This is a genomic window from Actinocrispum sp. NPDC049592, assembly GCF_040675465.1.
Taxonomy (GTDB): Bacteria; Actinomycetota; Actinomycetes; order Mycobacteriales; family Pseudonocardiaceae; genus Kibdelosporangium.
The window spans coordinates 199,494-218,859 of sequence record NZ_JBFAPA010000011.1 but is presented as its reverse complement, the minus strand read 5'-3'; the positions used below and the strand labels follow the sequence as shown (position 1 = coordinate 218,859).

The 19,366-nt window shown below is 67.7% G+C and carries 16 protein-coding genes; 6 read left to right on the top strand and 10 right to left on the bottom strand.

Features of this window, described 5'->3' with window-relative positions:
- Nucleotides 1-324: 324 nt before the first annotated feature.
- From AB0J95_RS27065 to AB0J95_RS27045, 5 genes are all read right to left on the bottom strand, one after another.
- Nucleotides 325-555 carry a formate dehydrogenase subunit delta gene (locus tag AB0J95_RS27065; protein WP_364763409.1) on the bottom strand — a complete coding sequence of 77 codons (231 nt, stop codon included), beginning with the start codon at nucleotides 553-555 and terminating at the stop codon, nucleotides 325-327.
- 54 nt (nucleotides 556-609) lie between these two features.
- Nucleotides 610-3,423, bottom strand: a complete 2,814-nt coding sequence (fdhF, locus tag AB0J95_RS27060; RefSeq protein ID WP_364763406.1) for a formate dehydrogenase subunit alpha — start codon at nucleotides 3,421-3,423, stop codon at nucleotides 610-612.
- Entirely contained in the window at nucleotides 3,420-4,967 is a 1,548-nt protein-coding gene (locus AB0J95_RS27055; RefSeq protein WP_364763403.1) for an NADH-quinone oxidoreductase subunit NuoF, read from the bottom strand. Before AB0J95_RS27055 ends, fdhF begins: the two co-directional genes overlap by 4 nt.
- A gap of 35 nt (nucleotides 4,968-5,002) precedes the next feature.
- Entirely contained in the window at nucleotides 5,003-5,494 is a 492-nt protein-coding gene (locus tag AB0J95_RS27050; RefSeq protein WP_364763400.1) for a formate dehydrogenase subunit gamma, read from the bottom strand.
- Nucleotides 5,495-5,608: 114 nt separating this feature from the next.
- Entirely contained in the window at nucleotides 5,609-6,994 is a 1,386-nt protein-coding gene (locus AB0J95_RS27045) for a PLP-dependent aminotransferase family protein (RefSeq protein ID WP_364763397.1), read from the bottom strand.
- A gap of 48 nt (nucleotides 6,995-7,042) precedes the next feature.
- Between AB0J95_RS27045 and AB0J95_RS27040 the strand changes: the two genes are divergently transcribed.
- The 3 genes from AB0J95_RS27040 (at nucleotide 7,043) to AB0J95_RS27030 (ending at nucleotide 10,696) form a co-directional block, all read left to right on the top strand.
- Nucleotides 7,043-8,164, top strand: a complete 1,122-nt coding sequence (locus AB0J95_RS27040) for an MFS transporter (protein WP_364763394.1) — start codon at nucleotides 7,043-7,045, stop codon at nucleotides 8,162-8,164.
- A gap of 13 nt (nucleotides 8,165-8,177) precedes the next feature.
- Nucleotides 8,178-8,885 (top strand): class I SAM-dependent methyltransferase, encoded by a 708-nt coding sequence (locus AB0J95_RS27035; protein WP_364763391.1) that lies wholly within the window; start codon nucleotides 8,178-8,180, stop codon nucleotides 8,883-8,885.
- A gap of 281 nt (nucleotides 8,886-9,166) precedes the next feature.
- Nucleotides 9,167-10,696 carry a sodium:proton antiporter gene (locus AB0J95_RS27030; protein ID WP_364763388.1) on the top strand — a complete coding sequence of 510 codons (1,530 nt, stop codon included), beginning with the start codon at nucleotides 9,167-9,169 and terminating at the stop codon, nucleotides 10,694-10,696.
- On the opposite strand, the gene AB0J95_RS27025 is transcribed toward AB0J95_RS27030, so the two are convergent.
- The gene (locus AB0J95_RS27025) at nucleotides 10,669-11,550 is read right to left on the bottom strand and encodes a LysR family transcriptional regulator (protein ID WP_364763385.1); all 882 of its coding nucleotides are present in this window, start codon (nucleotides 11,548-11,550) and stop codon (nucleotides 10,669-10,671) included. The genes AB0J95_RS27030 and AB0J95_RS27025 overlap by 28 nt on opposite strands.
- A gap of 83 nt (nucleotides 11,551-11,633) precedes the next feature.
- On the opposite strand from AB0J95_RS27025, the gene AB0J95_RS27020 reads away from it, so the two are divergent.
- The 3 genes from AB0J95_RS27020 (at nucleotide 11,634) to AB0J95_RS27010 (ending at nucleotide 15,464) form a co-directional block, all read left to right on the top strand.
- The gene (locus AB0J95_RS27020) at nucleotides 11,634-12,479 is read left to right on the top strand and encodes an SDR family NAD(P)-dependent oxidoreductase (RefSeq protein WP_364763382.1); all 846 of its coding nucleotides are present in this window, start codon (nucleotides 11,634-11,636) and stop codon (nucleotides 12,477-12,479) included.
- 610 nt (nucleotides 12,480-13,089) lie between these two features.
- On the top strand, nucleotides 13,090-13,359 hold the full coding sequence (locus AB0J95_RS27015; protein ID WP_364763380.1) for a hypothetical protein: 270 nt from the start codon (nucleotides 13,090-13,092) through the stop codon (nucleotides 13,357-13,359).
- A gap of 8 nt (nucleotides 13,360-13,367) precedes the next feature.
- Nucleotides 13,368-15,464 (top strand): EAL domain-containing protein, encoded by a 2,097-nt coding sequence (locus AB0J95_RS27010; RefSeq protein WP_364763378.1) that lies wholly within the window; start codon nucleotides 13,368-13,370, stop codon nucleotides 15,462-15,464.
- Here the strand turns inward: AB0J95_RS27010 and AB0J95_RS27005 are convergent.
- From AB0J95_RS27005 to AB0J95_RS26990, 4 genes are all read right to left on the bottom strand, one after another.
- Nucleotides 15,449-16,669: an MFS transporter gene (locus tag AB0J95_RS27005; protein WP_364763376.1), complete on the bottom strand. Its 1,221-nt coding sequence runs from the start codon at nucleotides 16,667-16,669 to the stop codon at nucleotides 15,449-15,451. The genes AB0J95_RS27010 and AB0J95_RS27005 overlap by 16 nt on opposite strands.
- 262 nt (nucleotides 16,670-16,931) lie before the next feature.
- Nucleotides 16,932-17,249 carry a hypothetical protein gene (locus AB0J95_RS27000; RefSeq protein WP_364763373.1) on the bottom strand — a complete coding sequence of 106 codons (318 nt, stop codon included), beginning with the start codon at nucleotides 17,247-17,249 and terminating at the stop codon, nucleotides 16,932-16,934.
- 383 nt (nucleotides 17,250-17,632) lie between these two features.
- Nucleotides 17,633-18,529 (bottom strand): alpha/beta hydrolase-fold protein, encoded by an 897-nt coding sequence (locus tag AB0J95_RS26995; RefSeq protein WP_364763787.1) that lies wholly within the window; start codon nucleotides 18,527-18,529, stop codon nucleotides 17,633-17,635.
- A gap of 85 nt (nucleotides 18,530-18,614) precedes the next feature.
- Nucleotides 18,615-19,313, bottom strand: coding sequence for an aspartate/glutamate racemase family protein (locus AB0J95_RS26990; protein WP_364763371.1), 699 nt, complete (start codon nucleotides 19,311-19,313; stop codon nucleotides 18,615-18,617).
- Nucleotides 19,314-19,366 lie beyond the last annotated feature (53 nt).

Sequence of the window (19,366 nt, the reverse complement as noted above, 5' to 3'; positions counted from 1 at the left end):
CGTTGAGGAGTGCTGGCTTGTGGTGGCACGAAAGAGCGCTGCCATGAGGTGGCGGAAGAGCGTTTGCCTTTAGGTGGCGCGGAAGAGCGCTCGCCGCGCGGCAGCGCCACCCAGAGGGCGAGGGCACGAAGATCCCGTTTGGCATGCGCCGACACACAACCGCAAGCCTCAGCTACACCTCATACCTCAGTCACGGCACTAGAACCAAGACGCACTCTTGCGCCTGCTCGGGAGGCTTCCGGTGCGTCCCCAGAGGCCTGCAGTCGCCGCCTATATGCGAGCATCCCGCCCGGCGGGCCGGGCGGGATGCTTGGCGCGTTGGGGTTATGGGGCTAGATGTTTGGCGGCTTCCAGGACAAGGGGGTCTAGGGAGGCTGGGTCCGTCTGGATGTTGTGCATCAGGTCTTTTCGCATGCGGGGGTCCCAGAAGAGGCGGATGTGGTTGGCTATTTCCTCCGCCGCTTCCTTTGTGTTCCGGTGGTGGAACTGGACCGCTATCTCATTCGCGAGGCGCACCTGGGGGTTGGGGCCGTGGTGATGGTGGTGGGTTGTCATCGTCGTGGGTCTGATCTCTCTGTCAGGAGCCAGGCTGGTCAGTCGATCAGTTGATCAGTCGGTCAGGACGGTGATCGGGCGTTCCTCGTGGGCTTCTTGGGTGGGGACGGCCTGGGTTTTGAGGCCCACCTGGACCGCGGTGACCTTGTACTCCGGGCAGTTGGTGGCCCAGTCCGAATTCTCGGTCGTCACGACGTTGGCGCCGGTGATGGGGTGGTGGAATGTTGTGTAGACCACGCCGACGGGCATGCGGTCGGAGACCATCGCGCGCAAGGTTGTTTCGCCTACGCGGGATGCGAGGGAGACCATGTCGCCGTCGTTGATTCCCCGCACCTCGGCGTCGTGGGGGTGGATTTCCAGGAGGTCTTCGGGGTGCCAGGCGACGTTGGCGGTCCGGCGGGTCTGGGCACCGACGTTGTACTGCGACAGGATCCGGCCGGTGGTGAGGATCAGCGGGTACTTGCGGGTGCTCCGCTCGTCTGTGGGGACGAACGTGGTGGGGACGAAGTGGCCCTTGCCGCGGACGAAGCCGTCCACGTGCATGATGGGTGTGCCCTCGGGGGCGTTGTCGTTGCAGGGCCACTGGACGCTGCCGAGCTTGTCGAGTTTGTCGAAGCTGACGCCCGCGAAGGTGGGGGTCAGGGCCGCGATCTCGTCCATGATCTCGCTGGGGTTGCCGTACTTCATCGGGTAACCCATGGCCTCCGCGATCTCGCAGGCGACCTGCCACTCGTGCTTGCCCGTCTTCGGCGCCATCACCGGCCGCACCCGGTTGATCCTGCGCTCGGCGTTGGTGAACGTGCCGTCCTTCTCCAGGAACGACGTACCGGGCAGGAACACGTGCGCCATCTTGGCCGTCTCGTTGATGAACAAGTCCTGGACCACCAACAGGTCCAGTGACTCCAACGCGGCGAAAACGTGCTTGGTGTTGGGGTCGGACTGCGCGATGTCCTCGCCCTGCACGAACAACGCCTTGAACGAGCCGTCGATGGCCGCGTCGAACATGTTCGGGATCCGCAGGCCCGGCTCGGGCAGCACTGGACGGCCCCACACCGCTTCGAAGGTCTCGCGCACCGCGTCGTCGGCGACGTGCCGGTATCCCGACAGCTCGTGCGGGAACGAGCCCATGTCACACGAACCCTGCACGTTGTTCTGACCGCGCAACGGGTTCACGCCGACGCCGTCCCGGCCGATGTTGCCGGTGGCCATGGCGAGGTTGGCCATCCCGATGACCATCGTCGAACCCTGGCTGTGCTCGGTGACGCCCAGTCCATAGTAGATCGCCGCGTTGCCGCCGGTCGCGTACAACCGGGCGGCCGCGCGCAGCTCGGCCGCGGGTACGCCGGTGATCGACTCGGTGGCTTCCGGGCTGTTCTCCGGGCGGGCGATGAACTCGGCCCAGTCCTCGTACCCCTCGCACCGCTCGGCGACGAAGTCGTCTGCCACCAACCCTTCGGTGACCACGACGTGCGCGAAAGCGTTGACCACGGCCACGTTCGTGCCAGGCTGGAGCTTGAGGTGGTGCTGCGCCTCGACATGCGGCGAACGGACCAGGTCGATCCGGCGCGGGTCGACCACGATCAGCTTGGCGCCCTCCCGCAGCCGCTTCTTCATCCGCGACGCGAACACCGGGTGCGCGTCGGTCGGGTTGGCGCCGATCACCACGATCACGTCAGCGGCGGCCACCGACTTGAAGTCCTGCGTGCCTGCCGAGGTCCCGAAGGTCTGCTTCAGGCCGTACCCGGTCGGGGAGTGGCAGACGCGGGCGCAGGTGTCGACGTTGTTGTTGCCGAACGCGGCCCGGATCATCTTCTGGACGACGTAGACCTCTTCGTTCGTGGTCCGCGAGGAGGTGATCCCGCCGATCGAGCCCTGGCCGTACTTCTCCTGCACCTCACGCAGTTTGCGAGCGGTGTAGGTGATCGCGGTCTCCCAGTCGACGACCTGCCATTCGTCCTGAATGGACTCACGGATCATCGGCTCCAGCTTGCGGTCCGGGTGGGTCGCGTAGCCGAACGCGAACCGGCCCTTCACGCACGAGTGCCCCTCGTTGGCGCCACCGTCCTTGTACGGCACCATCCGCACGAGCTCGTCCCCGCGCAGCTCGGCCTTGAACGAGCACCCGACACCGCAGTACGCGCAAGTGGTGACGACGCTGCGGGTCGGCATGCCCAGGTCGACGACCGACTTCTCCTGCAGCGTCGCCGTCGGGCAGGCCTGGACGCACGCTCCACAAGAGACACACTCGGAGTTCATGAAGTCCACGCCACCGGCGGACACCTTGGACTCGAAGCCGCGGCCCTCGATGGTCAACGCGAACGTGCCCTGGATCTCGCCGCACGCCCGGACACACCGCGAGCACGCGATGCACTTGGAGGCCTCGAAGTTGAAGTACGGGTTGCTCTCGTCGGTGAGCAGGTCGAGGTGGTTCTCGCCCTCGTAGCCGTACCGGACCTGCCGCAGGCCGACAACGCCGGACATGTCCTGCAGTTCGCAGTCACCGTTGGCGGAACAGGTGAGGCAGTCCAGCGGATGGTCCGAAATGTACAGTTCCATCACGCCCTGGCGGAGCTTCTCCAGCCGCGGGGTCTGCGTGCGGACCTTCATCCCCGGCGCGACCGGTGTGGTGCACGAGGCCGGGGTTCCCTTGCGGCCGTCGATCTCCACCAGGCACAGGCGACAGGATCCGAACGCCTCCAAGCTGTCCGTCGCGCACAGCTTCGGGATGTCGATACCGCTCAAGGCGGCCGCGCGCATCACCGACGTGCCCTCGGGCACGGTCACCGGGTGGCCGTCGACCTCCACCGTGATCGTCGCTTCGCCAGGCTGCGCCGGTGTGCCCAGGTCGTGTTCCTTGATCAGGCTCATGATGTCTTCTCCTGGTGGGAGACCGCCGCTATCGGCAGCGCGGTTCTCGGCGTGAAGTCGTCCGGGAAGTGCTTGAGGGCGCTCAGCACCGGGTTCGGCGTGAGACCGCCCATCGCGCACAGCGATCCATCGGTCATCAGCTCGCAGAGGTCGTTGAGCAGCGCCAGGTTCGTGTCGGTGTCCTGGCCGGCCACGATCTTGTCGATGGTCTCCACGCCGCGCACCGAGCCGACCCGGCAGGGTGTGCACTTGCCGCAGGACTCCTCGGCGCAGAACTCCATCGCGAACCGGGCCATCGCCGCCATGTCGACGGTGTCGTCGAAGACCACGATCCCGCCGTGCCCGAGCATCGCGTTCGCCGCGGCGAACGCCTCGTAGTCCAGCGGGAGGTCGAGCCGGTCGGCCGGGAGGTAGGCACCGAGCGGGCCGCCGACCTGCACCGCGCGCACCGGGCGCCCGGACCGGGTGCCGCCACCGAAGTCGTTGACCAGCTCGGCGAGCGACATGCCGAACGCGGTCTCGAAGACCCCGCCGCGGGCGATGTTGCCGGCCAGCTGGAAAACCTGTGTGCCGCGGGAACGTTCCATCCCGAGCGCCGCGTACGCCTCGGCGCCGTCGGCCAGGATCGCGGGCACCGACGCGAGGGTGAGCACGTTGTTCACCACGGTCGGTTTGCCGAAAAGCCCGGTGATGGCCGGGATCGGCGGCTTGGCCCGCACCATGCCGCGCTTGCCCTCCAGGCTGTCGAGCATGGAGGTCTCCTCGCCGCAGATGTACGCGCCCGCGCCCATCCGCACGAAGAGGTCGAACGTGTGGCCGGAGCCCAGGATGTTCTGGCCGAGCCAGCCGCGCGCGTACGCGATCTCGATCGCCTGCTTGAGCGTCCGGCCCGCATCGGGGTACTCGGAGCGCAGGTAGATGTACCCCTCGGTCGCGCCCGTCGCGTATGCCGCGATCGTCATGCCCTCGATCAGGCAGAACGGGTCGCCCTCGATCAGCATCCGGTCGGCGAACGTGCCGCTGTCGCCCTCGTCGGCGTTGCAGCAGACGAACTTCAGCTCGCCCGGCGTGTCCAGCACGGTCTTCCACTTGATGCCCGCGGGGAACCCGGCGCCGCCGCGGCCGCGCAACCCGGACTCCGTGACCTGCGCCACAACATCGGCCGGAGCCAACGTGATCGCCTTGCGCAGGCCTTCCATTCCGCCATGCGAAAGGTAGTCGTCCGCGGACAGCGGATCGGTGACCCCGACCCGCTTGAAACACAACCGGTTCTGCGCGGCCATCCAGGGGAGTTCTTCCACCAGGCCGAGACTCAGCTCCTGGTTCGTGCCGTCCAGGATGGAGGGGACGTCGGCCGGGGTCACGGGCCCGTAGCCGATCCGGCCCGCGTCGGTCACGACCTCCACCAACGGTTCCAGCCACAACATCCCGCGGGAACCGTTGCGCACCACGCGAACACCCGCCCCGGACGCCTCGAAAGCGGCCGCGACCTCGTCCGCGCCGACCGAACAGGCCGCCGAGTCGCGCGGGACGTACACCGTCACCGAAGAGCTGCTCGCAGGGTCGAGCATTGGTCCAGTCATGCGTTCCCCGTCTCCGCTCCCAGGATAAGCGCGTCCAAGCGGTTCGCGTCCAGCTTGCCGTGCAGTTTGCCGTTGATCTGCGCGGCGGGCCCCAGCGCGCAGTTGCCCAGGCAGAAGACCTGCTCCAGGGTCACCGAGCGGTCCGGGGTGGTCTGCCCCAGTTTCACGCCGTAGACCTGTTGCGCGTGCTCGACGAGCTTCTCGGCGCCGACGGACTGGCACGCCTCCGCGCGGCACAGCTTGACGACGGTCGCACCGGCCGGTTCGGGCCGGAAGTCGTGGTAGAAGGTGATCACGCCGTGCACGTCCGCGCGGGAGATGTTCAGCTCGTGGGCCAGGATCGGCACCATGTCCTGGCTGACGTAGCCGAACTCCGCCTGCAGGCCGTGCAGGATGGGCAGCAGCGCGCCTCGGTCGCTGCGATGTGCGTCGATCACCGCACGCACCCGGTCCGGGTCGGGGGTCATGCTCATCTCCTGACACTCCATCTGCATACGGTATACACAACCGTACGCCAGTCCGGCGCCCCGAGGAACCCCCCGGGCTCGGCCCGATCCCTCGTGAGTGGTTGTACTGGTAACCACTCACGAGGATGACCTGCGTCAAGTGTCGAACAGATGGCCGACCTTGGCGATCCCCGCTTGGATGGCACGCTCGGTCAGATTGCCGAAACCGAGCACGAGCTGGGATGGCGTGGCCGCGCGGTTGGACCGTTGCGCGCTCATCCCGTAGAGGCCGACGTCCTGCTCACGAGCCATTTCGATCACGGCATGCTCGTCCGCGCGGATGTGCGCGACGGCGTGGAACCCGGCCGCGAGGCCGGTCACCTCGATCCCGAAATTCGCCAGTGCCTCGACCAAAGCTGTTCTGCGTTGCGCATACACCGGTCTCATCCGGCGCAGATGCCGGTCGAACCGGCCGGACTCGATCATGCGCGCGAGGGTCAGCTGGTCGAGCCCGGGCGAGCCGCGGTCGCTGAACGACTTCTGCTCGGCGACCGCGTCGGCCAGCCCGGGCGGGCAGACGACCCAGCCCAGCCGGACCGCCGGAACGAGCGACTTGCTCACCGTGCCGATCGCCACCACCCGGTCGGGGGCGAGGCCCTGCAGGACGCCCACGGGTTCGCGGTCATAGCGGAACTCCGCGTCGTAGTCGTCCTCGATGATCACGGCGTCCTTGCGCGCCGCCCACTCCACGAGGGCCTGGCGTCGTTGCGGCGCAAGGACCACGCCCGTCGGCCACTGGTGGGCCGGCGTGAGCACCACCGCGCGGGCGGGTGTTGCGTCCAGTGCGTCGACGTCGATCCCGTCCTCGTCGACCGGAACAGCGATCGCGGTTGTCCCGGACTGCGCGCACGCGGCCACGCTTGTGTCGGCGTAGCCGGGATCCTCGAAGGCGATCTTGGTGATCCCGTTGGCCGCCAACGCCCGCAGTGTGACCGCGAGACCCTGTGAGAACCCGGTCGAGATCACCATCCGTTCGGGGTCGGCGGCCGCGCCCCGGACCCGCCGCAGATACGCCGCCAGGACCTCGCGCAGCTGCGGGCTGCCGCGCGGATCGCCGTAGTCGAGCATGGCGTTCGGCACCGACCGGCACGCCTCGCGCATCGCCCACACCCAGTCGTTCCTGGGGAAATTGGCCAGATCCGGCACGCCCGCGGCGAAGTCCGTGCCGATCCTGGGCTTCGCGGGCCGCGGCGTGGCGGGCGGGAGCTGGGCGGTGTTCGCGACGCGGGTCGCCGAACCGACCCGCGTGGTCAGGTAGCCCTCGGCCTGCAGCTGGGCATACGTGTCCTGGACGAGGCCGCGGGAGATGCCCAGCGTGCTGGCCAGTTCCCGGGACGACGGCAGGCGCTCGCCGACCCCCAGGCGGCCGGTCTGGATGGCGGTGCGGAGGGTGCTCTCGAGCTGGGTCTTCAGCGGCGTCGTGGTGTCGCGATCGAGCTTGACCAACAGCTCGGGACCCAAACCGGACCACTCCACGGACATGGAATTGGAGCTTAATCCTGACCCGGTTGTGAACCTAGCGTTCCTGTCATGACGACCACCGAGACCCGCCTCCTCACCGGTTCCCTGCTGCGCGTGCTGGCCGCCAACTTCGGCGCACTCACCGCGCTGTACCTCCTGCTGGCCACGGTTCCGCTGTACATCGGCGCCGGTGGTTCGGGCGCTGTCGGCTTGGCGACGGGCGCGCTGATGGTGTCGTGCATGGTCACCGAGGTCATGACGCCCCGGCTGATAACACGGTACGGGTACCGATCCGTGCTGGCGCTGGGGTTAGCACTGCTAGGTCTACCGGCTTTGGCTCTGCCACTGGTTTCTGGCGTTGATCTGGTTGTTGTGCTGTGCGTGCTTTGCGGGTTGGGGTTCGGGGTGATCGTGGTCGTTGCGGGTGCTCTGGTCGCGCTGCTCGTGCCGCCTTCGCGGCGGGGTGAGGGGCTTGGGCTCGTTGGTGTGGTGGTGAGCTTGCCGGGCGTGCTTGGTTTGCCTGTTGGGGTTTGGTTGGCGGGGTCTGCGGGGTGCTCGGTCGTGTTCTTGCTGGCCGGTTGTGCCGCTTTGGCTGGACTCGCTGTTGTGCCTTGGATTCCGGCGGTGGGGGCTGCTGGTTCGTCGGTGGGGGTGTTGGCCGGGTTGCGTTCTCCGGCATTGGTGCGGCCGTCGCTGGTGTTCTTCGCGACGACCTCCGCTGCGGGGATCGCCGCCGCGTTCCTGCCTTTGGCCGTTGGCAACGCTTCTTTGGCTCTGCTGGTTCAGACGGTGACTACGACTTTTGCCCGGCTGTTCGCGGGGCGGTACGGCGATCGGCATGGGGCTGGGCGGTTGCTGCTGCCTGGGTTGCTGGCCTGTGCGCTGGGGATCTTCTTGGTCGTGGTGTCGCCTGTTGTCGCGATGTTGGTGTTCGGGGCCGGGTTCGGGGTGGTCCAGAACGCGTCGCTGTCCGTGATGCTGCAGCGCGTGGCCAAGTCCGAGTACGGCACGGTCAGCGCGGTGTGGAACGTCGCCTACGACTCCGGGTGGGGCCTGGGCGCTGCCGGGTTCGGGGTTCTTGCTGGGGTGACTGGCTATGGGGCGGCGTTCATGGTCACCGCCGGGCTGATGTTGGTGGCGTTGCGCGCGGTTGACGTCCGGGGCATGATGAGTTCATCGGGCGTTGAATAACTGGGAGGCGATCATGGCGTTCGCGCAGGATGACGTCGACTTCGAGCAGTGGTACCAGGGTGAGACGGCGATGGGGAGCACCATGCCGTGGGACATCGGGCGGCCGCAGCCGGCGCTCGTCGCGCTGGTGGACTCCGGGCAGGTCCGCGGCGACGTGCTGGACATCGGCTGCGGGCTGGGCAACAACTCGATCTTCCTGGCTTCGCGGGGGTTCGCGGTGACCGGAGTGGACGGTTCGCAGACCGCCCTCACGGAGGCCAGGCGGCGGGCGGGTGACCTCGGCATCGACTTCCAGCAGGGCGAGGCGACTTCCCTTGCGGGGCTGGAGGGGCGGTTTGACACCGTCGTGGATAGTGCGCTGTACCACTGCTTGACTCCGGCGCAGCGTCACGAGTACGTGGACGCGTTGGTGCGTGTCACTCGTCCGGGTGCTCTCCTGCACATCTTCTGCTTCTCGACGGATCTTCCGGCTCAGTTCCCTGCGCCGTTCCGGATTACGGAGGCCAACCTCCGCGAGACGGTGGGTTCCAAGTGGACGATCACGCACCTGGGGCCGGCGCTGTATGACACCAACATGAACGGGGAGGCGTTCTTGGGGATGGTGCGGGCTTTGGTGCCGGAGAGTGATGTTCCTCGGGCCGCGGCCTTGGAGGTGCCGGTGGACGAACGGGGGAACCTCCGGCTGGCGATGTGGCAGTTGACCGCCACACGTGCGGAGTAAGGGAATTCGGGGTGGGGACGGGGTTAGGGTGCGGTTGGGTCTCAGTGCCGGGCTCGAGGCGTTCGACGTTGGGTCATGCGGGAGGCTGGGTTGGGGGTCGCTTGGGGCGTAACGCAGGGCACCACCAGTACCCAGTCGGATCTCGGTTCGCTGGCCTGATTGCCCCTTGCATACAAGGTCTGCCGAGACATCGGTAGCCTGCCGCGACACGGTGGGCTTGGAGGCTGAGGTCTTCGGGGTGGTTGCTTGGTCGGGAGGTGAGTGCGATTCAGCTTCTGTTGGTGGTCTTCGGGGCGATTGTGGTCACTGCGTTGGCGCATCGGCGTGGGTTGCAACCGGCGCTTGTCGTGGTGGTGCTGGCGTCGGCGGTCTCCTTTGTGCCGGGGTTGCCCAGGTTTGAGTTGGATCATCGGCTCATCCTGAGTGTGGTGCTGCCTCCGTTGCTGTACTCGGCGGCGTTGAACTTCTCGTTCACGAGCTTCCGGCGCAACCTCCGGCCGATCCTGTTGCTGGGCGTGACCATGGTCCTCGTGTCCACTTTGGTCACGGGGGTGGTCGCGGCGTGGATCGTGCCGGGGTTGACGTTGGTGTCCGCGTTGGTGTTGGGGGCTGTGGTGGCGCCGCCGGACGCGGTGGCCGCGCTCTCGGTGGGGCGGCAGCTGGGGTTGCCGAACCGGTTGATGGCGATCCTGACGGGGGAGAGTCTGGTCAACGACGCCGCCGCGCTGACGATCTTCACGCTGACCGTGGCGGCGGCGACTGGGGAACAGACGTTGTTCGGGAACCCGGTCCTGCTGTTCGTGTACGGGGCTGTGGTGGGCAGTTTGGTCGGGCTGTTGGTGGGGCTTGTGGTGCACTGGGTGCGGTTGCGGCTCCAGGAAAGTGCCTTGGAGACCGCGGTGGGATTGTTGGTGCCCTTCGCGGCGTACCTCTTGGCTGAGGAGGTGCATGCGTCGGGGGTGCTGGCGGTGGTGATGGCTGGTTTTACCTTGGGAGCGAAGGACTCTGCGGCTGGGTTCGCCACGCGGTTGCAGGCCAGGCAGGTGTGGATGAGCCTGGACTCGTTGCTGGAGGCCTTCGTCTTCGCGTACATGGGGTTGCAATGCCGGTTTGTGTTCGCCGACCTCCATGTGTCTGGGTGGTTCGCGGTGCAGGCCCTGGTGGTGCTCGTGACCGTGCTGGCCGTCCGGCCGGTGTGGGTGTACCTCAGCTACGGGCGTAGTGTCCTCATTGGACGAATGCTGCGCCGGCGGAGATCCATGCCGTGGAAGCACGTCGCCGTGATCTCGTGGAGCGGGATGCGGGGCGTGGTGACCCTGGCCGCGGCCGCTGGTGTCCCGCCGGCGGTTCCCGGGCGGGATGTCATCCAGGCGTTGGCCTTCATCGTGGCCGTGGGCACCCTCCTCATCCAGGGCCCGACCTTGCCCTGGCTCATCCGGAAGCTGGCCATCTCCAACGAGGCGGACCAGCTCGAGGAGGCGGAGGCGACCCACCGGGCCCGCGAGGTCGCCGACACCGCGGCCAGGCAGGCGGTTGTGGCGATCTACCAGAACCCGCCGCCGGACGTCGACCCGGCCGTGCTGGCCCGGTTCAAGGAACGTTACGTCGCCGCCATCAACGCCCGGAGGTCGGCCGACGACGAGATGGAGGAGATCGACGCGCACGCCTTCCGGGACACCACGAAGACGTTCCGCCGAAGCGTGCTCGCCGCCCAGCGCGAGGCGTTGACCTCAGCGGAGGACCTCGACGAGGAGGCGGTGCGGCGCGAACTGGAACGCCTGGACTACGAGGAGGCGGCCGCGGCGTCCTGAAGGGCGTCCGCCACACGGGCGGCAGGCTCGGTGAGCTGGTGCGGAAGCCGCGCCAGGACAACGCGACGCGTCTCCCGGGAGTCCCTGATGGACAGAACCTTCACGCCCGTCGGTGCCACAGCGGCAAACGAAGCGGAGACCGTGGTGATCCCGCAACCCGCCGCGACGAGCCGGAGCTTGGCCAACCAATCCCTTGCGGTGTGGGCGATCTCGGGACGCTCGTCCAAACCCGGCCAGATGCCCATCTCGTTGGCCGCGCTCCCGCTGATCCACGTCTGACCACGGAGATCGCGCACGTCCACCGCATCCTGCTGGGCCAACGAATGAGTAGAAGGGACCGCCACGCAAAGGCTTCGCTCGACCAGGGTCTGCGTCCTGAGCCTGGGTGACTCGGCGTCCAGCGGGCGGTACGGCGGCTCGGCGGCCACGATCGCCATGTCGACAGTGCCCGCCCGCAGTGCTCGGATCAGGGCGGGCGTGCTGCCCTCCCGAGTGATCACCTTGATACTCGGGTGACTCCGGCGCAAAGCCGCAATCGCCGTGGGCACGAGGACCGCGCCCGCACTGGTGAACCATCCCAACCGGACAGTGCCCGCCTGCGCCGGCAGCCCGGCCAGCTCGCGTTCGGCCGAGTCGAGCGAGTCGAGAATCCGAACGGCGTGCCGCAGCAGAACATGCCCGGCGGCGGTGAGCCTGGTGCCATCCCGGCGGCGCTCCAGGAGCGTCTCCTTCGTGGCCTTCTCCAACGTGGCGATCTGGCGGGAGATCGCGGACTGCGTGTACCCCAGCGCGGTCGCCGCCGCCGTGAGGCTGCCCCGCTCGGCGACCTCCCGGAACACGCGCAGCCCCGTCATGCTCAGCTCCATGACGTTTACGCATACCACATGTGCGAAACTTTCGTTTGTTGCATGCCCTTGGCGGTCATAGCGTTGGTGTCATGACTGTTGCTGTTGTCACGGGAGCCAACCAGGGACTTGGGTTCGCGTTGGCCGCGGGTCTCGCCGAACGCCTGGAGCCGGCGGATCTGGTCCTCCTCACGGGAAGGAACCCCGAGCGGGTGCAGGCGGCCGCCGCTTCGCTTGCGTCGGCGCGGGCGCGCGTGGAAGGCCGGGTGCTCGACGTCAGTTCACCCGAAGACGTGGCCGCCTTTGCCAAAGCCGTTGGTGCGGTGGACATCGTGATCTCCAATGCCTCGGCGATGCTGACGCCGGAACGATCACAGGCCGCCCAGGTGGACGAGTTCGTGGCGGTGGCGAACGGCGGGGCTCAGGCGGTGTTGCGGTCGTTCGGGCCGATATCGCGGCCGGGTGGGCGGTTGATCGTGGTCGCCAGCTCGCTGGGGACGCTGGGACGGCTGGACCCTCGGGTTCAGCCATTACTGGATGGGGTGTCGCTGGACGAGGTTTCGCGGGTCGTCGACGAGTGGGTGGCCTCGGTGCACGACGGGACCGCGGTGTCGCGCGGCTGGCCGGAGTGGATCAACATCCCGTCCAAGGTCGCCCAGGTCGCGGCGGTCCGCGCGGTGGCCGCCGAGCGCCGGGAGCGTGACCTCGCCGAGGGGACGCTTGTCGCCGCGGTGTGCCCCGGGCTGGTGGACACGCCCCTGTCCCGGCCGTGGTTCGAGGATTTCAGCCAGGCCAGGACACCCGCGGCGGCGGCCGTGCCGATCCTGGACCTGGTGTTCGCGCCGGTGGATCCCGCGCGGTACGGGGAGCTCATCCGGGATGGCGAGGTGCTGCCGTGGCGGTCGGGGCGACCGGTTCAGGTCGCCAAGGCGAACTGACCTGAACTTCACTCGAACGAGGTTTGGCAATGGTGATCTCGGACGGCGAACACATTTCCTACGCACATGGACACCCCCGCTGAACGGGATCAATGCGCCTTCGGCGCTCACTGATCGGGGGCGAAACTCGCTGGATCGGAGTAAAACCGCGAACCGAAATGCGGCCGGCGTGAACTCACTGTCACTTCGGTACCCGGTGTTATCTGGGTGTTGCCGTGGGTGACCTCTGGGCGGGCTCGCCGGACCGCGCCCGCCCAGAGCGATATCGAGATCATGTTTCCGCTGGTGGAGGCCGACATCTAGGCGGATGCGGGCCGGTTGGAACCCGCCGGAGATCACGCGTTTCCTGAAAGCGCGGCTGACCTGCGCTGATATGTCGAACTGCGGGCCGTCGGCCAAATGTGGGGACACGATCTTCCGTCACCCGGTGGTGTCCGTGCGCGGGCGCCAGGAAATCGCTACGCTTAGCAGAGCGGTACACAATAGGTGCCGTTCGGTTGATATGGACAGCACCCGATCGGGTGGCCGCCCGGTCACCCCGATGGCCCAGCAATCATTTGCAGCAGGTCGGTAAGCTGATGTCCTCCCCCGAGATGACGAGGTGTTCGCGGTGACGCAACAGCAGGACTGGGTCCCGCACGGCGTCAACACGTCCATGCCCGGCACAGCGTGGGTGCACGACTTCATGCCCGGCGGTGGGCGCGGCCCCGCCCGGACCGGGCCGTCCGTGGTGACGAGGGCGATCGAGAGCCGCGACGGCCTCGATCGGGCGGACCTTCGGGCGCCCGCGGAGATCCTGAAGACGTTCGGGGACTTCGAACCGGCCGGCCCGGACATGGCCACTCCCATGTCCGCGGGTGCCGGCCGCAGAACGCACTGAGAGCGGACATGTCGGAGCTGCATCACACGGCCGGGCCGCAGGAGGCTCCCCGTGAGCGGGTGATCCTCGCTCGCAAGTGGGCCTATCTCCTGCACAGCACCGTGTTCCTGCCGTTGTCGCAGGACGGCCTGGAGAACGAGCTGCACGTGTTGCTGGACGACGTGTGCTCGGCGGTCCGCGGCGAACCGGCCAGGGCGCGTGCGGCCGGGGCGAAGCTCGTGTCGCTCGGCTGCGGGCTGGACGCCATGTCGTCCACTTTGGACACGCTCGGCAAGGGGCTGCTGGGGCTGCCCGAGTTCCGCCCGGTGGAACGGTTCGCCGAGCCGGCCATGCTCGCGCTCGGCCAGCTGGCCACCGGGTTCGCCGACGCCAGCCGCAGGCTCACCCTGGAACAACAGGAAGAGATCAAGGAGTCGCTGCTCAAGGCGGTCCAGGACGCGAACTGGGACCTGCGGGCCAGCGAGGCCAGGTTCGACGAGGTGGTCACCTCCTCGGCCAGCGGCATCATGCTCACCGACCTGGACGGCAAGCTGGTCCGGGTCAACGAGGCGATCGCCGACATCCTCGAGTACACCCCGGCCGAACTGACCGAGATGGTGCTGTTCGACCTCGTCCACCCGGACCAGGCGGACATCCTGCGCGGCGACTTCCAGTCCATGGTGGACGGTAAGCGGGAGCGGCTCAAGCAGCCGTTGCAGTTACTGCGCAAGGACGGCGATGTCGCGCGGATCACGCTCACCGCGTCCCTGCTGCGCCGCGACGACGACGGGCCGAGCCATTTCGTGACCGTCGTCGAGGACGGCACGGAGATCATGCTGCTGCAAGGGGAACTCAACCGGCAGGCGCTGCACGACGTGCTCACCGGCCTGCCGAACCGCCAGTTCTTCTCGACCTACATGGAAAGCGCGCTGCGCAAGGCCGATCCGGAGTTCGGTGTCACGCTGATCCACCTCGACCTGGACGCGTTCGCGATGATCTGCAACGGCCTCGGCCGCGAGGTCGGCAACCACCTGCTGAAGACCGTGTCGCAGCGGCTGCGTGCGGTGGTGCAGCACGAGACCGCGATGGTCGCCCGGTTCGACGGCGACGAGTTCGGCATCCTCGTGGAGAACACGGCCGCTACGCCCCGGGTGATCGACCTGGTGGCGAGCATCAACAACGAGCTGTCCGAACCTATCTATGTGGACGGTCACGGCCTGGCCGTGTCGGCGAGCATCGGCGTGGTGCACCGCCCCTCGCGGACGGCCGAGCCATCGGAACTGTTGCGGGCGGCGGACTTCACGCTGCGGCGGGCCAAGGCCTCCGGCCGAGGGCAGTGGGAGCTGTTCCACGCCGAGCAGGACGCGAACGACCGCCGGACGTACACGCTCGCCGCGGAGATGCCGGGCGCGTGGGAGAGCGGGCAGATCCACGTCCGGTACCGGCCGCTGGTCGACCTCACCGACCGGCGGCTGGCCGGCGTCGAGGCGCTGTTCGAATGGCGTCACCCGCGGCTGGGCACGTTGCCGCACAACCGATGCGTGGAGCTGGCCGAGCAGACCGGGCTGATCCTGCCGCTCGGCGAGTGGCAGATCAAGACCGCCGCCCAGCAGGTGGGCTGGTGGCGGCAGCGGCAAGAACTTCCTTTGGTGGTCAGCCTGACACCGCACCAGGCCTCCGACGCGGACCTCGTCGCGCGGGTCGTGCGGTCGGTGGAGGACCCGTCGACGTTGATGGCCGGAATGCCCGCGGGAGCGTTGCTTGCGCCCGAGGCCGCCGACAACTTCCGTGTGCTGGCTGATATGGGCGTGCACACCGTGCTGGATGACTTTGGCACGGCGCCGGATGAGCTCGCGTTGGTCGAGGATCTTCCGGTGCGTTCGGTGCGGGTCGCCCGGCGGCTGGTCGAACGGCAGGCGCAGTCAGCGATCAACGCCCCGCTCAGCGTCGCCTTGATGGCTCTGGTTCCGTTGGTGCAGCGGGCCGGCGCCGCGGTGACCATCGATGGCATTGACAGCCGGGGGCAGGCCAACTGGTGGCGAGTGGTCGGCGCGGACCTGGCCATGGGCTCGTTGTTCGGCACTCCTTGCGCGCCAGGGGAGTTCTCGGTCTACTTGGCGCGGTAGCGGGCGAAGGCGGGCAGGAACAGGCCGAGCAGCGCGGACCCGGCTATGGTCGCGATCCCGCCGGTCACCACGCTGATCGCGGGTGACGCCAGGCTTCCGATGGCTCCCGCGCGGAAGTTGCCCAGCTGCGGGCAGGCCGCGCCGACGACCATTTCGGCCGCGCTGACCCGTCCGCGGAACTCGTCTGGGGTGGTCACCTGGACCATGGTCGTGCGCAGGACCACGCAGATCACGTCGGCCGTGCCCGCGATGACGAGCATTGCCAGCGCCAGAGCGAAGTTCTGGGCGAGGCCGAACCCGATCAGGCCCGCTCCCCAGACAGCACCGCCGATCAGCATCGCGCGGCCTTGTCGGGTGATGTGGCCGACCGGGCCGCTCAAGCCGGAGCCGAGGACTCCGCCGACGGCGATCGCCGTCGTCAGCAGGCCGAGCGTTTGCGGGGATCCGCCGAAGTGGGCCTCGTTGATGGCCGGGAACAAGGCGAACGGGGCGCCCAGGATGGTGGCGTTCATGTCGGCGAGGAACGACCCGGTGATGACCTTGTTGCCACGGATGAACTTCAGCGCGGCGCCGACCGCTTTGAACCCCGGCCGGGCTTTTGTCCCTTCTGGAACCATGGATGGCAGGCGGGCGATTCCGTAGAGCGCGGCGGCGAAGGTGAGGACATCGATGAGGTAGCAGACCTTCAGGCCCCATGCGGCCGCGATCACCCCGGCGAGCGCGGGGCCCGCGATCAGGGCGCTGTGCATGGAAAGCATGGTCAGCGCGGCGCCTGCCGTGATCTGGTCGGGTGGGAGGAGCCGGGGGATGAAGGTTCGGCGGGCCGGGCCGTTCACCGAGCCGATGGTCGCCTCGATCGCGACGAGGAGGTAGAGCAGCCACACCTGGTTGAGCTCGGCGTAGGCCTGGATGGCGAACGCTGTTGAGACCAGGGTGAGGAGGCTGCTGGTGAGCAGGACGAGCTTCCGGCGGTCCACTGCGTCGATGAGGGTGCCGCCGAGGAGTCCGAACAGGACAGCCGGGATCCCCGTGGCCAGGCCTACCGCGCCGACGGCGATCGCGGAGTGGGTGATGGTGTAGACCTGCAGCGCGACCGCGAAGTTCGTCATCTGGTTGCCGATGGCTGACAACCCGTTGCCGAGCCACATCCTTCGGAAGGGTGGCGAGTGTTTGAGGGGCCGGACATCCATCAGCAACTTGGCCACTCGCGGAGTTTAGGTGGGTGGTGCTGTTGGGGGCGCGGTGTTTTTATAGGGCGCTTGGGGGCGCCTGCTGTCGTGGGGCCTGGTGCCTGCTGGGCTCGCCGAGGCTCGATTTTGTGCGGGGACCCCTGCGGCGCACGGGGCAAGACCAAAGGGGGCAGGTCTGCGACCTGCCCCGCCGACGAGGTTATGTGCGCGGGGCAAGCGGTTGTGGCCGTGATGCCAGCGGGGCTGGGTATCCCGGGGCGTTTCCTTCTGTGCGCGGCTAGTCCACGGGGAGGCGGGCTGGGGGGAGGGCGGTGTGGGCGGCGGGCAGCTCTTGCTGGTCGAATGCCCTGGTCAGCGCGGCCTTGTGCTCATGCAGCGCACGGGTGTGCGCGGCGATGAGGTCGTTGCCGTGGCGCATTTCGTAGTAGATGGCCAGGAAGATGGAGGTTTGGACCTGGGCGGTCAGCTCCGAAACCGGCTGGGGTGGCCCGGAGGGGTCCTGGGCCTCCTGGAACAGCAGCTCGGCGTACTCGACTCGGGCGTGGCCCAGCGCTCGTTCTCCGGTGTCCGGTGGGAAGGGGGCGTGCTCGGTCATGACACGACGGTAGCCGGACATTCCGGGGCATTCCGAGGCTTACCGGCGGATATCACCGGGAGGGGGCACAGTGGACACCCTGACCGGGCGATGGCCCTACATTCCGTCACATGCACGAATAGTGCTATGTGAAGCTGATTTCGCGGGGATGGCACTGGGCGGCGGCGCCGGTGCACTCGCTCTTGGCGGTGGCGTCCGGCTCCTCCTGGCGGCGCGGCCGACTTTCGTCACGAACGACCTCGGCGGGTGGCCGCGGGTCTGCTGCTCGTTCGTGGGGATGGGGGCACATCGGGGTCCGTCTCTCCTGGGGACATGGGCGGGCTCCGCGGTCCTCGTCGTCGGGGGAGGAGGATCCGCGGAGCCCTTTACCGCGTCCTGCTGGGTTACCTGTCGCAGGCCAGCTGGTGCGTCCGGAAGAAGTCCCAGATCACCGGGGTGGCGTCCATGACGGTGGGGGTCTGGGAGTCCGGGTTCGGCTTGGTGCTGGGCCACACGTGCCCGGCGCCCTGGATCTGGTAGTGCACCAGGTCGCAGCTCTTCCACCGCTGCACCTGGACGCCCTGTTGGGGCGTGGTGGTCACGGGGACAGGCTTGCAGCCGTCGCGCTGCGCCCACGCGGCCAGCCAGTCCTGAATGGACGGCAGGCCCTTGGCCGGGTTCCCGTTGTACGGGATGGTGGTGTCGGCCGTGCCGTGGAAGTCGATGATGGCGGCGTGCTGCGAGGGGTTGCAGTCACCGCCCTGCGGGTAGAACGCCCCGGAGACCGGGGCGAACGCGGCGAACCGGTCCGGCATGCGGCAGGCCAGGACGCCCACGAAACCGCCGCCGTTGGACTTCCCGGCCGCGTAAAGGCGTTTCGTGTCGACACAGTACTGCGACTGCAGGGTGTCGAGCAGGTCCTTGGTGAACAGCACGTCGTCGGCGGCCGCGGAGTAGGGCGCGCCGGTCCAGGCCGACTCACCGTCCGTGCCGATCAAACCCTGCGGGTACACCGCGATGGTGTCGTAGACCGAGAAGCCGGACAGCTCCTCCTGCCACGCGGAGTCCCGCTTGTGGCCGTGGTAGGACACCACGACCGAATACTGCTTGCGCTTGTTGTAGTTCGCCGGCAGGTGCACTGTGTACGAACGATCCAGCCCGCCGGAGGTGAGGTGCTGCGTCGTGGTGGTGCCCGGGGTGACCGGCGGTGCCTGCCCGCACCCGGTCCGAACAGGACGGTTGAGGGTCCCGGCGTCGGCGGTAGGCGCCCCGATGACACCCAACGCGACTACCGCCGCCAGCACCCAACGGCTGGAACTGCGAAGTCCAGGCACGCGATCCTCCTTGATCTGACTTGCTGGGCGTGACGCTAGTCACCGCATGCCGTCAGAGGATGGTTCCGTTCATTGTGTTTACCGCTGCCTGGACGTGCAGCCTGGTGGTCGGGAACACCGGCAGCACACTGTCTTGGGCGCTGACCAGCAGCTCGATCTCGGTACAGCCCAGAATCACGCCCTGAACCCCAGTGGCGGCAAGACGCCGGATGACCTCACGATAGAACTCCCTGGAGTTCTCCAGAAACCTGTCGACGACCAGTTCCTCGAAGATGATCCTGTTGACCTCAGCGCGATCCGCGGCCTCCGGCACCACCACCTCAAGGCCGTGCGAGGCAAGGCGATCCCGCAAGTACAGCTGCTCCATGACATATCGTGTACCGAGCAGCGCGACCTTGCTGACACCGGCGGCTTTGACCGCTTCGGCGGTAACGTCCGCTATGTGCAGCACCGGAATTCCGACGGCTGCCTGCACGTCGTCGGCGACTTTGTGCATGGTGTTCGAACAGATCAGCACCACGTCCGCGCCGGCCGCCTCGAGCCGCCGCGCGGCCTCGCCGAGCACCCGGCCCGCGTCGTCCCAACGATCTTCGAGCTGCATCCGCTCGATCTCCGCGAAGTCCACGGAAACAAGCACGCACGACGCTGAATGCACGCCACCCAGCTCGCGGTTCACATGCTCGTTCAGCAGCCGGTAGTACTCCGCGCTGCTCACCCAGCTCAACCCGCCCAACAGCCCCACAGTTCGCATGACCCCACCATAAATGCCCTCGTGAGTGGTTTCGGCCGTTCTGACGACCGAAA

Coding starts and splice junctions, on each gene's coding strand:
- AB0J95_RS27000 (WP_364763373.1), bottom strand. CDS start 17,249: ATGACCGAGCACGCCCCCTTCCCACCGGACACCGGAGAACGAGCGCTG.
- AB0J95_RS27035 (WP_364763391.1), top strand. CDS start 8,178: ATGGCGTTCGCGCAGGATGACGTCGACTTCGAGCAGTGGTACCAGGGT.
- AB0J95_RS27025 (WP_364763385.1), bottom strand. CDS start 11,550: ATGACGGGGCTGCGCGTGTTCCGGGAGGTCGCCGAGCGGGGCAGCCTC.
- fdhF (WP_364763406.1), bottom strand. CDS start 3,423: ATGAGCCTGATCAAGGAACACGACCTGGGCACACCGGCGCAGCCTGGC.
- AB0J95_RS27020 (WP_364763382.1), top strand. CDS start 11,634: ATGACTGTTGCTGTTGTCACGGGAGCCAACCAGGGACTTGGGTTCGCG.
- AB0J95_RS27050 (WP_364763400.1), bottom strand. CDS start 5,494: ATGGAGTGTCAGGAGATGAGCATGACCCCCGACCCGGACCGGGTGCGT.
- AB0J95_RS26990 (WP_364763371.1), bottom strand. CDS start 19,313: ATGCGAACTGTGGGGCTGTTGGGCGGGTTGAGCTGGGTGAGCAGCGCG.
- AB0J95_RS27040 (WP_364763394.1), top strand. CDS start 7,043: ATGACGACCACCGAGACCCGCCTCCTCACCGGTTCCCTGCTGCGCGTG.
- AB0J95_RS27010 (WP_364763378.1), top strand. CDS start 13,368: ATGTCGGAGCTGCATCACACGGCCGGGCCGCAGGAGGCTCCCCGTGAG.
- AB0J95_RS27065 (WP_364763409.1), bottom strand. CDS start 555: ATGACAACCCACCACCATCACCACGGCCCCAACCCCCAGGTGCGCCTC.
- AB0J95_RS27045 (WP_364763397.1), bottom strand. CDS start 6,994: ATGTCCGTGGAGTGGTCCGGTTTGGGTCCCGAGCTGTTGGTCAAGCTC.